Raw genomic sequence first — 17,152 nt, 5'->3', positions numbered from 1 at the left:
AAAAACGTGAAGTTTCATATTTTTTTGAATTAAAAAAAGCTACTCCTATTATATAGAAGCAGCTTTTTAAGCAAAACAAGATGATTGACCAGATCTACTTTTGATTAATGTTTGTCAATTCTTAAAAAGTTGTTCCAGTTTTTCTTCCAGGCTCGCACCTCTTAAATCCTTAGCCACGATTTTACCTTGAGGGTCAATTAGGAAATTTGAAGGAATACTAAAAATACCATATTGCACAGCCGCCGCATTATCCGTTCCTTTTAAGTCAGAAACCTGCAGCCATGGCATATGATCTTCTTCTATCGCTTTTTTCCAATTTTCAGCTTTCTCATCCAGTGATACTGCCAGAATGGTAAGTCCCTTTTCATGGAACTTATCATAGGCCTTCAATACATTTGGATTTTCCTGGCGGCAAGGCACACACCAACTGGCCCAGAAATCCAAAAGCACATATTTCCCTCTTAAATCTGCAAGTGAAATGTTTTTACCATTTACATCTTGCTGATCAAATACCGGGGCCATGCTTCCAATAGATGTGTTTTTATAGATAAGCACCTGTTTTTCCAACCGCTTACCTGCTATAGACTCCTTTAAAGAAGATTCCAATCCACCAAACAACCTATTTAGGGTATCATAGTCTATCCGGGCAGAAAATTCCTGCAATTTATCTATACTCAGATAGCTCCTTGGATGATCGACAATAAAAGAAATCGTTTCCTTTATCATCTGATCTCCATTTTTAATTCCCTCAATCCGTCGATTATAGGCTTCAAATTCACTTTGTGTTGCAGAACCTTTTATACTGAGCCGTGACATTGAATCTGCTCTACCTGTCATTTCGATAGCCGTATTTTCCAGATAAAACCGTACAGGCCTTTGTTTCTTTAAAAAAATCACAGCAAGGGAAGGATCGACTACATGTCCTTTAAATTTAAACTTACCATCTTTTACCAGGAAAGAATCTATTTTAACAGAATCCCCTTGCTGCCAGTTGAGATAGACATAAGCATTATTCAATCCTTTGATTTCACCACGAACTGTAAATCCCCTCTGCGGCTGTACACCACAAAAGAACACCACATTAACGAATGCAGCCACCGCGATAATTATTATTTTTCTTGGATTCATTTTATTGTTTATTTGATTTTAAGGCCATATCAATCATGGCCGATAATTCTGTTATTAATTCCTCCTCATTTCCTGAAAACCCTACTTTTCTAGATCTTACGTGCCCTTTTCCATCTATAATCAGTTTATAAGGTATCCCTCCCTCTGCTTTACACCCTGTATAGGCCTTATATAAATTCATATCGTCAGTCTTTTCATCTATCAATACTGTAAACGGATAGGCATTTTTAGACATAAATGCATTAGCGTTCTTTATCGCATCCCCCTGTTCCATGGTACAAATGAAGAAAAACTGTACCGATGAGTTGTTCCTGTATTGTTCCATTACTTTCTGCATAGCAGGGAAAGATGCAATACAGGGTTTACACCAGGTTGCCCAGAAATCAAGCACAATCACCTTTCCACTGCCCGCTCCCGTCCCAATACTTACCGTATTGCCTTTAAGATCTTTAAGTGTTAAAGGACTTAAAGGTTCATCAACCTGGTTTTCCTGTACATTTTTAAGAATATCGGCCTTATTTATACTATTCTCCTGAGAACTGACTTTAGGCGATTCAGATGTCATTTTATGAGCCGCACCTTCTGCCTGCCTGTTTTTTGTCTTCATATAATTACCGTTAGGGAATTTCTCGATAAGCAAACGATCCAGAGAGTCTGCCTGTCTTTTTCCTCCAAAATAGGACAGATAAAGCTGGGCCATCATCAAGTCTTCCTCTTTATCACTTTTAAGCTCATTCAACTTTTTCAACAACTCGACTTTATCCTCCCGCTCTGGAGAATTGGCCAGCATATTATAAAATGACGATCTAAGTTTGGCTTCGCTTTCGGGGTGAACACGCATTTCCTCCTTCATAAAAACCAACGCCTGTTTCTGGTCTTTTTTTAACCCTGCGGCATCCGGTGGTCCGCCGCCAAGTATGGCTGCCATGCTTGCATAAGAAAATGCTCCGGGTTTCCCTTTTTCATAAACAGGGATCAGATAACCCTTATTATGATTGTTATCTATAAGCTTTCCATCTGCTGTACTAAATACAAAGCTTAGCAGAACGGTACTGTCAGGTATTTTGAATGCCCCGTTCCAGGTGTCTTTCTTTTTTACCAGGCCCACCTTCTCTTCACCTGTTTGTTTAGATCTACTATAAAAATAAACCGTCGCCAATAAAACCTCTTGGGCAGAAAGCAATGTACTTTCTGCCTTGTAGGTCAGTATTGATCTTTTCCCCGAGACAGGATCCGATGGTATTTTTAAGGCCTCGTATTGTTGGGCAGAGGCATGTAGCAAAAACATGCTTCCTATAACTGTAAACAAAATCTTCATTTTCATCGTCTTAACCATTAAGTATATCTTCATCCGCACAAAAATTAAAGTGGCCTTCTTTCAACATCAGCGGATAGCTTTTACGCTCCTTTTCTTCGTGAAAAACCAGATAGACCGTGGTTTTCTGTTCTACATTACAAGAGAGGCGAAACTGGTCATTCTGTATTGTTACTGTGCTGAGTACTTGCCTTGATTGCCCAACTTTATCATCAATTAAGGAAACGCGCTGTCCGTTTCTACCACACACATTACCTGTGAGTAGGAATAGTTTTAAGGGAGCCTTTGCCGCAGCAAGCAACAAGGCCGCCAGGAGCAGCATACAAATCAAAAGGTGTGTCATCTTTATTTATGATTTATTTCAACAGGCTTGTAATCTTGTCTTCCAGATCTTTCCCGGTAAGATTGCTGGCCAGGATTTTACCATTTTGGTCAATGATCACATTTGCTGGAATACCAAATATGGGATAGGTTTTTGCAACGCCGCTTTTAAAGGCCTGCAGGTCGGAAACATTTCTCCAATTTAACTGCTCTGCTTCAGAAGCCTTTTCCCAATTATATTTATTGTCATCCATAGAAAAGGATACAATTTCGAAGCCTTTAGATTTGTATTTACTATACAATTGTTTCAACAAAGGAATTTCCTTACGGCATGGGCCACACCAGGACGCCCAGAACTGAACCAGGGTAAATTTATTCGCCTTTACTACAGGGGCTAAGGTCATCGATTCTCCTTTCAAATCTGCAGCAGTAAAATCGGCAAATTGCGCACCCAGCATGCCTTCATGCCTTCTGGCCAGGGCTGCAACCTGTTGTTTTTCCATAGACCTTACTCTTCGCATCATAATGGTATTTTCTCCTACTTGCGGAGCAACTTTATTGATGATCTCCATAGTTTTGGCCGCATCGGGCTGTAGTTCACACATAATAGCGGCCATAACTTTAACTTTAGGATCTGGATTTTTTTTAACCAGATTGGCCAGATATTCGCTCCTGAGGTCTTCCTTTTTTAAAAAGGGTTGTATCATCTCCCACTCTTGTTTTGTGCCTTTTATGGAAGCAATATCCCCACCTTTAGTTAATTTTATGAACAGGGCATCTGCAGCCATAAATTCTTTGTCACGCAGATATCCGGAAAGTATTGGGTTATATTTCCCACCTTCTGTTCCAAAAGTACCATCTTCGGAAAAATGATATTTCAGATTTACAGGTTCAATGATTACCGTTCCGCCAAATGTTTTGTTGATTTGAAGTACGGCCAGGCTGATCTCATCAACAGGAACTGAAATTTGGAATTGGTCGTGCTCAATTGTAGCTGAGCCCAGTGTTTGTACTGATCCTTCAGTGTACCGTACAAGTTCAACTTTTTGTCCATTCTTACCGGGGACTATACCACTAAGATTAAATTGATTCTGGGCCATAACAGCCGTAGCAAACATCGTGAAGAAGAACAAGAGCAGATATTTAGGTTGTTTAATTGTTATTGATTTCATGTTTTTGTGTTTAATTGTTTATTTGAGCCAATGGCAATTAAATTATTGCCACAGGCGCTATGGATTTATAAATTTTAATGTGGATTTTGTATGATTTCCGGGTTTAGGTCTATGTATTTACGACCAATCGGCAGTACGGATCGGGGACTGTTGGGCGCAAGCGTATAAGTAGCTCCATTGATGGTATGTACAACAGAAATCTGATCGTTATCGAATACGTTATAACGCTTGATATCAAACCATCTGAAACCTAAAAAGGCCAGTTCACGTCTTCTTTCTTGTTTAACAAGCAAAAGGGCTTGTGCTGATGATGATGCACTAAGGGCAAAAATGCTACCCGTTTTATATCGGGTACTCCGCAAGGTATTGAGGTCGTTGATAGCCTCTGCTGTTTTACCTGCCCGCGCATAACATTCTGCTCTAACCAGTAACATTTCTGCTGTTGAGGGCCCTTTGGAAGGTGTTTTGCCAGACCATTCTGTACAGATAAAGCCATTATTTAGTCCAAATGCTGCATCACTCGCAAACCTCGCTTTAAAACGAAGATCATTTTGCTGATCATAGAGGCCAATCAAGCCAACATTTCCATAAAAGAAAGAACTTGGAGAAACAACTGATTTCAATAGCAACAATTCCTTATTTTGAAGTCCAATAGGTTCCTGTATTGTCCCAGGAAAGAGTTGACTGGCAGGTAAGGTATTGTAGTCAATCAGACCACTATATCGCTGCAAGGAATTATTGGCATAGTCAAGAGCCCCAGCTATATTATTCATATACAAACTTGTCCTGGCCAGCAAAGCATAAGCTGCTGCTTCTACCGGACGAAAATTAAGGTTAAGTTGGGGGGTAACAGGCAAATTGCCTAAAGCTTGCTTCAGATCCTGCAAAATATAATCATAGACCTCTTGCACCGTTGCCCTTGGAAGTTTCTCTTCAAAATCAAGCCCCTTACGTAGTGGAACTCCTGGGTCTGCTGCAGCTGTAGCAGGATTATATTGTTTGGCATATAAATTAACCAGGATCAGATAGGCATAAGCTCTCTGCACTTTTGCCTCCGATAACAACTCCGTTTTTTCTGACGTGGTTCCTCCCTCCGCATCCATTACTTGTGTAATGACCAGGTTGGTTACATAAATTTGGTTGTACAAAGCCTCCCAATCTGGGTCCGACTCAAAATCCTGGTAAATATTTTCGGCAAACGTGAATACATTCTGGTCTGAAGCTTTATAAAAACTGGCTGAAAAAGCATTAATTTCCATATCATCTCCCATCAGCACATCATTACTGAAGCTATTGACAAAACCATTTGATTTCCCTTTAGGCGTTGTCTGATCCAGCAAAAGACGAAAATCATTTGCAGTTTGAGGAATGATCTTTCCTTTGGGTACAATGTCCAGGTATTTTTTACAGCCTGTTGATCCCAAAACCATCAAGATCAAAAAACAGGTATATTTTAAACTTTTCATATATATGGAATTAAAAGTTTGCTTTTAGAATTAAAGAATACTCCGGCGTTGGAGGTAAAACAATATTGCTGTTTTGCGCTGTGGAGGTTAAATATTCGGGATCAAGACTGGCTTTATTAAATTTGTAAGCAGCGAGATTCCTGATTTGTAAACCTATTGTAAATACAGAAGAAGGATAAGCATGAATAAATTTAACTGGCAACTTATAGTTGATCAGCAATTCCCTAAAACGGATGATAGATGAGGTCTCTACATTTATGTCTGCATATTGCGTATACTGATCATAAACATTAAGACTGCTTAGCGTTGCTGGTGCTGCCGGAATATTGGTTATAGCTTCATCTCCTACTTTTCTCCATCGGTTATCCCAATCTGAAGATATTTGAGAGGAGCCTCCATAAGCTGTTGAATATTGTATTACCGGAACTCTGAACTTGTGCCCCATTTTGTAGGTAAAATTGGTGAGCAACGAGAAATTCTTATAACTAAATTCGTTAATCAATGCCCCATAATGTGGTGGTACAGTAGTGCCTTGATAGATCAACGCCAATGGATTTGCCATCTCTGTTTTATAACCTGTAGCTTGTCCTTTTTCATTATAAACCTGAGGTGTTCCGGAAGCAGAGAGACCGGCCCATTGATAACTATACACATAATTAAGTGGCAAGCCCGCTTGAGGAGCCCCGGCAAGGTAAGAGCCAACAGTCTTCTGAGGGAAATCAACTTTAGTGACTTCGTTCTTATTATAACTGTAGTTTAAAGTTGCCGTCCATTTAAAATCCCTGTTAATGATCTGGCCGGATATACTTACGTCTACCCCTCTATTCTTCATACTGGCATAATTGACAAATGCACTATTGAAACCATAAGTTCCGTTCACTGTGGCATCACCCAAAAGATCCGAGCTTGCCTTGTTATAATATTCCAGAGAGCCTCTCAGGCGTCCATTCATCATGGCAAAATCAATTCCCAGGTTGGTTACTTTTGTCTTTTCCCACCTTAAAAGTGGATTCGAAGGATTGGAAACATAGGCATAAGGTTGATTGGTCTGTTGATCGGTGGCTACATTGGCAATGAGAAAAGGGCTGGTTGTTTTGTTTATATTTCCATTGATCCCGTATGTAGCCCTCAAGATCAAACTATTAAATATGGAGTTTTGGAAAAGACGTTCTTTATGAAGCTGCCAGCTTGCCCCCGCAGACCATAACCATACATTTCTATACTGGTCGCTGGAGCCAAAAAGGTTTGTTTTATCCAATCTGGCACTGCCGTTCAGGGTATATTTCTCCTTATAAGTATAGCCCGCATTGGTGTATATCGAAACAAACCGGTTCAAGTCGTCCTGGAATATACTTTCATCCTGTATTAAATTCTGGCTTCCCCTTACATCAGTATACATGGTATTATAGTTCACTCTTGCATACTGCAGGCTCTGTGCATTATACCCATATTTGGTTTGGTTCGAGGCTTTGTTTCCAAGTTCTCTCACTTCCATACCAGCGATGGCAGAAATAACATGTTTACTGTCTGAAAAGTCGCCGTCATATTTCAACAATCCTCTGAAGGTTTGAGAATAAAAACTGGAGTTGTACTCTTTGTAAATTCCTCCTTTAGGAATACCAGAGGTTAATACTCCGTTCTTTATGCTGGTAGAATAATTGACCGTGTTTCTGACCAGATACGTCTCTTCATTGTAAATGTCTTTAGTTACTGAATTTCCATACTCATATTGGTAACCTGCCATGGCCATCACTCCTTTCATGATCTGATAATCCAAACCTGCAGATACATTCACATCATTTGTTCTAATGGTATTGTCTTTATTATTGAATTCCTGCATGAGGTTATAATTCCAGTTATACGGATAACCTGCTTTTACATAGGCGTCTTTATCTGCCTGATAAAATGTTTGAGGTTGAGGAGCATAACCTCCATTACTATCCAGAATACGCTGATAAGGCAGTAAGTTTTTTAGATCAGTATAAGCCATCCCGTTATCCTTTTCATTAGTCATTACATAGTTTACCCCTATCTGCCCTCTGAGTTTAGGCAGCAAGGTCACCGTTTGAAAAAGATCTGTTACAAAACGCTGCGTATTGTTTCCTTTAAACTGAGAACCAATCTTATCATAGCTAAAAGAAGCCCTATGGGTTGTTTTTTCTCCTTTTCCAGCTAAGGAAAGTGCATACTGCTGCCTGGTGGCCGGGCTCATAAACAGATCCTGAAATTCCTTGTAGGAATTTATGTTCTTTAAAGGCTCAACAATTTGACTTGCACCAGACGGGTTGTTGAGGTAAACGTCAACCACGGGCGATATTGCAGCGCGCGGAAGCCCAGTTGTAAACAGGGTGAGCTTGTTGTCTACTTTAAATTTCTCAAATTCAATAAAAGAAGAACTCGAAGCATAAGGTAGTTTGGTCAGATCTGCAGCGGGCGAAACTGAAAAAGTAGAAGAAAAATTGATATCCAATGGCTTTTTGCTCGATTGTCCTCTTTTTGTTTGTATAACAATAACACCGTTTGCCGCCCTCACCCCCCAAATGGATGCTGCCGAGGCATCTTTTAATACTGTAATACTCTCCACATCATTTGGGTTAATACTCTCTACCGGACGTTCTATTGGGAAACCATCCAATACAATTAATGGGTCTTTGTTGGAACTGGATGCAAGAGTACTTTGCCCCCTGATGGTGATTTTCCCGTCGGCATCGGTTAACAGACCTGGCACCTGCCCCTCCAGATAGGTTAAAATATTCAAGTTGCTTCTTTTATCAAGATCAGCCTGTTTAACAAATCCAAACGATCCAGCAGCTCTTTCCCGGGGAAGGTTCTGATAACCTGTTGAAACCACTACATTTTGAAGAACCTGAATAGAGGACGTCAGTTTTACCAGTGAACAATCGGCAGCGCTCACCTCTTGTGCTTTATAACCAACACAGCTGAAATACAATACTGCATCCGAGGGTATATTATTGAACTTAAAACGTCCATCTTCACCTGTAATGAACACGTCTTTTCTCCCCTTTACGTAAACGCTTACTCTTCCAATCGGTTTACCACTGGCGGAATCCACCACTTGTCCTTCTACTTTAACCGATGAGAACAAATGACTGATCTTGTCCAGGAAAGATGGATCCTTCTGTTTAATAACTACAGTCTTATTCTCGATCGTAAAACTAAAAGTTTTGGGGTCAAGTACCTTTTTCAATACTTCTTCCAGGGGTGTGTTTTTAAAATCTGCGTTAACCTTTTTGGAGTTCTGTATTTTAGTAGTAGCAATGAGTACATCAAAGCCAGTTTGTTTTCGTATTTCTCGAAACACCTTTTCCAGAGTCACATTGTTCTCTTTCAAGGTGAGCTTCTGGGCAAAAGTTGATGCACTAACAACTTGTAGAAGGCCAAATACGAATAAAAGTGCTGTTAGGTTAATTCGCATGATCCATTTTCTTTTATCTGCCGTATTGATTCTGTTTATAGCAGAATGTATGTTATAAGACAAGTGATATATGCGCCGGGAAAGCGCACAAAAATATTTAGTATAATTTTTATACATTTGAGTGTCTGTTCTGCGATATGCCCCGTTTTTAGAAGGATAGAGCAATCGCTGAGTTCATGAAATGGTTGATTCGTCAATGTTTCAGGGAACAGGATACAAAGGACTTTGGCCGCAAACCGAAGTCCTTTATTATTTGGACCCTCTTTTCTGATTATACTTTTACGGGCTTTCTTCTTTAGTTGACATGGTTTGGTTGGTTTATGGTTATATGTTGATTATTTCTTACTGATTACTATAGTTTTCTTGTCCATATGGAATTTAACCACTCCGGTACGTTCAAGCATATTTAACACCTTTGAAATATTCTCGTATTTGCTGATGGTACCAAAGAAAACTTCCTTTTTAACTGAGGGATCTTCGTATCTTAATTCGACATCGTACCAACGAGCAACTTTTGTCATCACACTTTCCAGGTCTTCATAGTTGAACATAAAATACCCATTTTTCCATGCTACCGCATCATCTGCCTGCACTGCTTTAACAGAGATGGTCCGTTCAGAAAGTTCTGACTGCTGACCTGGTTTTAAGATTCTAATTCCAGAGCGCGCTGTAACTTGTACTGAACCCTCTAGTAAAGTGGTTTTTACTAGATGATCTTCCTGATACGCGCTTATGTTAAAATGCGTACCCAGCACCCTTACTTCCTGCTGTTCTGTTTTGACAACAAAGGCATGTTTTGGATCTTTATGTACCTCAAAATAGGCCTCTCCATGGAGTTCAATCTTTCTTTCCCCGTGATTATTAAAGGCAGAAGGGTAAATTAAAGATGAAGAAGAATTGAGCCATACCGTTGATCCATCCGGCAAACGGATTTGCCATTGTCCGCCCCTTGGGGTGGTGATCGTATTGATCAAGCCCGGATGGTTTCCCTGTCTATTCTTAACATTATATATTAATTCTCCTTTTGCAGTTTTGATGATCTCTACCCCAGCCTGTTCAGCCACATGCCCATTAAGAGCATCTGTTAAAGAGAGTTTCTGACCTCCACCTAACGTTAAATAGGCCTTATTGCCTCCGGCATTGATATTCTGATAAGCAATAGCTGTGTTAGTACGCTCTTTATAACTATTGAAATAAATTAATCCCGAACCAAAGATCAGCAGAATAGCTGCAGCCGCAGCGATACGCAACCAAAGTCGCCTTACCTTCCTTCTTGGAACAGCCAGTGGCTCAATAACTTTCCACATTTCCTCTTCAAGCCCAATATAATTAGGCTCAGGAAGCTCGTCCACTGCATTTTCTGTCTCCAGCAAATACCAGCTTTCCAAAGTAGCTTTCTCTTCCGGGCTACACTGGCCAGCAAAGTATTTATCTAAAAGCTGCTCTGGTGTTGGGTTGTCCATTTCTTAATTTTTACTGGAATATATGGTTATGACACCCATGTCAACCTAATGTTGTATCCGGTATTAAAAAAAATGCGATGTTTTATAAGAAGGGTAAAAAAATAGATAGACTATTTCCAAATTTAGCCCGCAGAATGGTAATGGCCTTGTTCATCTGGGTCTTCACGGTAAGTTCGGAGATGTTCATTACGCCAGCAATTTCCTTATAGGATAAACCTGCTTTTCTTTTGAGTTCAAATACTTCTCGCATTCTTGGAGGAAGGTTGGAGATTTCATCTTCAATCAGTTTGGCTAGTATCTTTTCGCGCACCAGGTGATCAGTAATGTTAGCACCCTGATTGATAAAGTCGCCCAGGCTTTTTAAATGATTGGCCTGAACCTTATTGTGCCGGAAGATGTTCAGGATCTGGTTCCTGACACTTGTATATAAATAAGGAGATAGCACTGTTTTGATATCCAAGTTTATTGATGTTGCCCAGAGGTGGATAAAGGTGTCCTGCACTACATCTTTTGAGGCTTCGTCATTTTGAAGAAGTTTCCGGGCATGCCGGAAGAGCAATGGCCAATATCTTCGATAAATCTCTTCGTATGCAGACCGCTCCCCTAGCCGCAATAGCAGCAGAAGTTCCTGATCTGTTTTTTCTGAAAGACTAAGCACTACCAAATCTTATTACTCTTAAATATACTGATAAAAGCAAAGATTATATAAATAATTCGTCAGTTGATAATTTATTTGAATTTTTAATTCTGATTTTTCCCTGTTTTAAGTAAGACGTCTCATGAGCCACCTTATCAGCTGCCCAGCCATTATTTCCAGGGGTATGTAACCATAAAACTCGCCATAACCTTTTTCTAATCTTTAAGGATACAGTAGTTTCGGGTCAGAGCGAAAAAATAGATGAAAAAAGCATAGTTCTTTCACTGGTTAGGTAAAAGAACTATGCTATGCATTGGTATTACTGGTGGAGATTCTCTAACGAATTATTACTCCGTATATTTTTTTCGCAATAACGAGATATCATCATTAGAAAGACCGAGCTCCTGACTTACAAATTGATCGATGCTACCGTATTTGCTAAGAATTGCTTTTACTGTGGCTATCAGATATTCTGGTTTTACCGTGGCCAGGTCGCGCGCAACTTGTTCTTTAATCTTCATTTGCACCATCATTTTCACCATCTTTTCATTTTCTTCCTTTCGGTATTCATTGGTGGCCAGGTAATCCTCCATGACGGTTTCGTCTGGCACACCAAGTATATGAAGAAATAATGCAGCCCCTATTCCAGTCCGGTCTTTACCCGCCGTACAATGAAAAAGCAGAGCATCAGAGTCTGGCATTTTAAGAAGTTCCTGAAAAAAAGGCTTGTATTTCTCTTTCAAGTGTGCAGTTTGACTATAGAAAGAAATCATCAGGGAATCGCCTGAATTTAATTTTGGCAATACAGCCATAAAATTATTCAGCTGCTCGCTTCCTGCTGCAAGTTGGATATAGGCTGCTCCTTCAGGAAGTTTATCTTTGGCTTTAGCTACCTCTTCATTACTTCTGAAATCTACGACATCCTTAATGCGTTTGTCAGCAAGTAACTTAAGATCGTCGTCTGTAAGTTTGCTGATCTCTCCTGACCGGTAAACTTTGCCCCACTTTACCTTTGTACCTTCATTGGTTGGATAACCACCCAAATCCCTGAAATTTACGGCTCCTTTAACCGGAACAAGTCTGGTTGTATCTGTAATACTAGCATTACTGGCTTGCAGGCCTAAAACCGACGATAGAAACAAAAGAAATATTACCTTCTTCATAAAAATTAAAGTTTAAATCATTATTTATTTTAACATCCACATTTTCTGATTGACATCATCATTGCCTCCATATTGTGCAGCAATCGCAGCTTTGTAATTCGCATTGTTGTTATTTTGCTCTTCCAGCGGATATTGCCAGCGTAGCGGTATTACTCCTGTGGGGTTTATACCCGGTCCATTGTTGGCAAACTCTGGAATCCCTGTGCGGCGCCAGTTGTAGAAGGCCTCCCAGCCAGAGTTCTCAAAGAAAGCTACGTATTTTTGCTGCAGGATTTGCTTTAGCCCATCGCTATTGTCGCCTTTATATTTCACATTAGGATGATTTAAAAAATTACTGATGCTGATGGTTACCTTTCCGAGTGTAACGCCTTTTACATTGCCTATATCGTAAGACTGCCCTTCACTCAGGCCGTAGGAATTTATGGAAGCATTGATCCCGTTCTGGTACCAGGTTGCAGCTGAACCGCCTGCCCAGCCCCTGTTAATGGCTTCTGCAATGTTAAAACATAACTCTGGATATCCGATAATAACGGCAGGATCAGGGCCAATGAAAGTGGCAAAATAGCGCTTGTAATTTACATAAGAATATTTCCCAAGTGCATCGTTAGCTGAAAGCGTGCTCTGTGTCTGGGCAGTACTTGAGCCTACATAGGCTGTAAAATCACTTACCGTTTTACCGCTGGCAATTTCGGCTGGTGCAGGTGTTGAAGTAATAAAAGTACGCGGGTCCATACTGGATGTGGTAATGTCCAGGTAAGTTTTACCAACGTTCTCAAACAAATTATAGGTTTCATCGGGGTTATAGATGAACTTATTTACGGTTGCATTGTATTTAAAAGATAAGTTATCAGTATTACCGGTTAGAATAGGGTATTTGGAGGCATTGGTCAAAATATCTGAAAACTGCTGTTTAATGTTCAGATCTGTATTGTCATCTGCACGTTTACTTAAACTGATCAGTACCCGCAGCCGATAACTGTTGATCACTTTTTGCCATTGCAAATAAGTAAGGCCAAAAATATCACCTGGCACAACTGTTGCCGAGTTATCTACCCCAACGGCTGGTTTTATCGACGCGCCCGCCATCGTATTGGCCTCGTCCAATAACTGAAGGCTTCTTCTGTACACCTCTTTCTGGGTATCAAATTTAGGTATCAGGTTTGCAGAGTTACCTGCCTCCGCAGCCGGAATATCTCCTACACGCTGGGTGAGCCAAACAAAACTATAAGCTTTAAAAAACTTACTTAGAGCACCATATATATTATTAACTGCCCCCAATTGCACTGTTGCTTTGCTTTCCATCTGGTTAGCATACCTCAGCAAGTCATAAGCTGTTGCTGTATTACTAAAGGCGTAAGCATTTGTACCACGATAATAAGCATTGGTGGATGCGGTGTATTGATTCCAGCGGCCGACTTGCCCAAATGGTTCTTCACCTACTGAATTTGATGACTTTTCTACAACGCCTCCCCCTCTGTACATACTCCAGGTTAAATGGTTGAGAAGCAAAGAAACCGGAACATTTGAATTTTCATTTGCAACATTGGGATTTGAAAGCAAATCTCCTTTTTGACAGCTTCCTAGTACAACCGCCAAGGCAATCATACCTGTTATTTTTATTGTATTTAAGTTCATAAGAATCTCTTTAAATTTTTATACTGCTTTCTGGATCAAATTAAAAGCCTATATTAATGTTAAAACCATAGCGGCGTGCGGTGGAACTTTGCAAATCACTTTGCTTACCCCCTAAAGATTTGCTGGATAAATTAAAACCAGAGGCATACTGATCCAGATCCAGATCTTTACGTTGCGCAAAATAGAGCAGGTTTCTTCCGATTAATGAAATGCTTGCCGATTTAATGAACGATTTACCTAACATCTTCTTAGGAATATTGTAACCTATAACCACTTCCCTTAATTTGACATAAGAGCGATTCACCATAAAAGGTTCATCAAATAAACCATAAACTCCGTTTTGAATATAATTCCTTAAGGTTACGGCCTTTGTGTTTGGCGCAAAGGTGAGCTGGTCAAAATTGTCAATTTTGCCGTTGGTGTAGTGTGGTGTTCCTGAAGTAATGACAACACCGTTACCAACCATGGCTCCTGTTGCATTAACTGTTCCTCCATTGGTACTTTGCCACTCCTTTAAACGGGCATCGCCATATTGTCCTTCTACCAGGTCAAGGGCTGTTCCCGCATTCATAGATTGTGCATATACGTAGTCAAAGATCTTTCCACCTAAACGTCCGTCAAACTGAAAACTAAAGCTAAAATTCTTGTAAGTAAACCTGTTATTGAATCCAAAGACAAAATCTGGGTTCGCATAGCCTAATAATTGGTTGTTGTTAACACCTGCTTGCTGGGCAAGAGGTAATCCACTGGCATCATGGATGATCTGCCCATCGGGCGCCCTTACATAAGCGCGGCCATAAATTCCATCTAGTCTTTCACCAACCTTATAATTGTGATTGTTAACCGCCCAGCCATCTACACCATCATAGATCTTGCTTAATGTTTCCTTATAGGTAGCCAGATTAGCCATCACATCCCAGCTAAAGCCGTTAGCTGTTTTAACTGGTGTGCCTGTTACAGAGAGTTCCCATCCTTTTTTCTTTGAGGTAATGGCGTTTACACTTTCTGTTGCATAACTGGTTGAATTTGCCACTGGAAGCTGGAATACCAATGGGCCGTTGATCGAAGTAAAATAGGTAAAATCAAGGCCCAGTCTGTTTCTAAGAAATTTAACCTCTGCCCCACCTTCATAAGATTTCACATCAAATGGTTTAATCTTATCACTTGCAATATTTTTAGAAAAATCTACAGATGGAGTATTGTTATAATAGGTATTTACGCTATACGAATTCTGATTGTCATAGTTTGGCCCATCGTAAGAGCTATAGAGTTCAGTTCCGTAGCCACCATAAGTTCCACCACCCAATAACGACCCTACAGTATTTCCTGTTAGAGCATTATAGGCTGTACCAATGGTTGGACTCGTCAATGCTCCTCTTACGTCTGCAAAAGATCCTCGTATTTTGAGAAAAGAAATGAATTCTGGCAGTTTGGTATAGTCACTGATCACAGAGCTGAGGGATACCGAAGGATAAAAGAAAACATCGTGGCCTTTGGGCAAGGTAGATAATTTGTCTACTCTTCCGGTTGTATTGATATTCAACCAGTTCTTGATCCCGAAATCCAGGGTATAATATCCACTGGCTACCTGCATTTTAGATCCAAAGTTATAGGATTTAACAGGCCCCTGTGAATTGCCTAGGGTATATACACCCGGCAGTGTGAGCGCATAGGTGGTAGCCCAGGTGGAATTGTATTCGAAGGTTCTCAGGTTTGCTCCTGCAGAACCGGAAATACTAAAATCCTCGTTGATTTTTTTATTATAGTTTGCTAGAAAATCGTGATTATGTTCCATCAAAGAGCGCTGATCTTCTCTGTAATCTCCATACCAGATATTGTATAGACCATTGGTCTTATTGAAGTAATAATCATTTACGTATTGGTTCAAATTGGTAGAAGGGGGAACCTTTTCTGTACGAAGCTGATGCCAGGTTGTTACTTGTGAGCGTAAACTAAAATTCCAATCGTCGTTTAACTTGTAACTCAATTTAGCATATCCGTTAACGTCTGTTTTCTGATGGCCATGCAACCATTCATTTGCAGTAAAGAATGGGTTGTTGTGCCTTCCGTATTCTACATAGTTTTGTACCAGGCCAGGACGCCCGCGCGGCCCTCCCCAATAGTCCCTTACATCATTCAGGTCCCAGCTGGCTGAGCCATATACTTTAAACTGATAAACATAACTGTTTGGCCCGTAAGATACATCGGGAATATTCGGTGTATATTGTGAATTGAAATTCAAATTACCATCCAATCTCCATTTGGGGCTAAAATTATAACCGCCGTATATATTCAAATTATCTACGTTCAGTTTTGTATTTGGAGCCATTCCTTTTTGGTAAGTATGACTCACTGAAGTACGAAGATCATATTTTTCCCCGGAGGCACTTAGAGAAAGATTATTGGTGCTCAATAATCCCATTTCCATGAAATTTTCGAAATTTTTTGCGCCCTTGGATAGCCATGGAGTTTTGGTGCGGATTCCGGTTGCCGGATCTATTGGACTATCGTACTGAGCTACTCCTTGTCCATCAAATTTTGGTCCCCAAACGTTGGTTCTTCTATAACTTCCATCCAGATCGTACAGGTCATTGCCATAAGCATATTTATAGTCGTTACCATAACCGTAAAGTGCCTGTGTTTTTGGAAGTGCAGTAAAACCTTTTTCAAACATTGTACTGCTGTTGAAATCAACATTAAAACCACGGCCATCTTTGGTTCCTTTTTTTGTGGTAACCAGGATGGCTCCATTTTGTCCTCTGAAACCATACAAGGCAGCAGCATTAGGTCCTTTTAATACTGTATAACTTTCAATATCATCTGCACTGATGTTCCAGGTATCTGAGTTAACCGGAACTCCATCTACTACAAAAAGCAGATCCGTACTTCCTCTTAATACCAGTTGCGGCCTGCCCAGCATTTCTGCGTTGCCTCCTACTGTTAAGCCAGCTATCTTTCCGGTTAGGGAATTGATCGCATTGGGCTCTCTTGCTTTAACCAATTCGCTACCTTTAATTTCCTGGGTAGCATAGCCTATTTTTTTGACGTCTTTTTTAATTCCCAAGGCTGTAACAACAACCTCGCTTAAGATCTTTGCATCATTTTTTAGCGCTATAGTATAAGTACTTCTCTCGTCTATTATAACTTCCTGAGCAATATATCCAATTGAACTAACCAACAATACCTGGCCTTTTTGGGCGACTATACTAAATGTTCCGTCATTTCCACTAGACATTCCATTTGAGGTACCTTTTATCTTAATACTTACACCTGGAATTGGTACTTTATTTTCATCTATAACCAATCCGATTATATTGTTTTTTTGTGCAAAAATATTGCAGCTGAGAAATACAAATGCTAAGGTGAGAAGCATTTGTAATAAATTGGGTAACTTTTTTTTCATGTGCACTTTGTTT

The 17,152-nt window shown here is 40.1% G+C and carries 11 protein-coding genes; all 11 read right to left on the bottom strand.

The window, feature by feature from the left end; translation table 11 throughout:
• Positions 1-114: 114 nt before the first annotated feature.
• Complete coding sequence (locus tag R2S08_RS21260; protein WP_316837029.1) at positions 115-1,128, bottom strand: TlpA disulfide reductase family protein; 1,014 nt, start codon at positions 1,126-1,128, stop codon at positions 115-117.
• Position 1,129: 1 nt separating this feature from the next.
• Complete coding sequence (locus R2S08_RS21255) at positions 1,130-2,479, bottom strand: TlpA disulfide reductase family protein (RefSeq protein WP_316837028.1); 1,350 nt, start codon at positions 2,477-2,479, stop codon at positions 1,130-1,132.
• Positions 2,457-2,786, bottom strand: a complete 330-nt coding sequence (locus tag R2S08_RS21250) for a DUF4369 domain-containing protein (protein WP_316837027.1) — start codon at positions 2,784-2,786, stop codon at positions 2,457-2,459. Before R2S08_RS21250 ends, R2S08_RS21255 begins: the two co-directional genes overlap by 23 nt.
• A gap of 13 nt (positions 2,787-2,799) precedes the next feature.
• Positions 2,800-3,936, bottom strand: a complete 1,137-nt coding sequence (locus R2S08_RS21245) for a TlpA disulfide reductase family protein (RefSeq protein ID WP_316837026.1) — start codon at positions 3,934-3,936, stop codon at positions 2,800-2,802.
• 74 nt (positions 3,937-4,010) lie between these two features.
• On the bottom strand, positions 4,011-5,402 hold the full coding sequence (locus R2S08_RS21240; RefSeq protein WP_316837025.1) for a RagB/SusD family nutrient uptake outer membrane protein: 1,392 nt from the start codon (positions 5,400-5,402) through the stop codon (positions 4,011-4,013).
• 10 nt (positions 5,403-5,412) lie between these two features.
• Positions 5,413-8,838 (bottom strand): SusC/RagA family TonB-linked outer membrane protein, encoded by a 3,426-nt coding sequence (locus R2S08_RS21235; protein ID WP_316837024.1) that lies wholly within the window; start codon positions 8,836-8,838, stop codon positions 5,413-5,415.
• Positions 8,839-9,173: 335 nt separating this feature from the next.
• On the bottom strand, positions 9,174-10,301 hold the full coding sequence (locus tag R2S08_RS21230; protein WP_316837023.1) for a FecR family protein: 1,128 nt from the start codon (positions 10,299-10,301) through the stop codon (positions 9,174-9,176).
• An 82-nt stretch (positions 10,302-10,383) separates the two neighbouring features.
• On the bottom strand, positions 10,384-10,959 hold the full coding sequence (locus R2S08_RS21225; protein WP_316837022.1) for an RNA polymerase sigma-70 factor: 576 nt from the start codon (positions 10,957-10,959) through the stop codon (positions 10,384-10,386).
• 326 nt (positions 10,960-11,285) lie between these two features.
• Positions 11,286-12,101 (bottom strand): tyrosine-protein phosphatase, encoded by an 816-nt coding sequence (locus R2S08_RS21220; RefSeq protein WP_316837021.1) that lies wholly within the window; start codon positions 12,099-12,101, stop codon positions 11,286-11,288.
• Between the two features lie 24 nt (positions 12,102-12,125).
• On the bottom strand, positions 12,126-13,736 hold the full coding sequence (locus R2S08_RS21215) for a SusD/RagB family nutrient-binding outer membrane lipoprotein (protein WP_316837020.1): 1,611 nt from the start codon (positions 13,734-13,736) through the stop codon (positions 12,126-12,128).
• A 40-nt stretch (positions 13,737-13,776) separates the two neighbouring features.
• Complete coding sequence (locus R2S08_RS21210) at positions 13,777-17,139, bottom strand: SusC/RagA family TonB-linked outer membrane protein (protein ID WP_316837019.1); 3,363 nt, start codon at positions 17,137-17,139, stop codon at positions 13,777-13,779.
• Between the last annotated feature and the right edge of the window lie 13 nt (positions 17,140-17,152).

Origin of the sequence: Pedobacter nutrimenti, from assembly GCF_032678445.1 — a bacterium.
Lineage (GTDB): Bacteria > Bacteroidota > Bacteroidia > Sphingobacteriales > Sphingobacteriaceae > Pedobacter > Pedobacter nutrimenti_A.
This window is presented reverse-complemented; position numbering and strand designations above follow the sequence as displayed.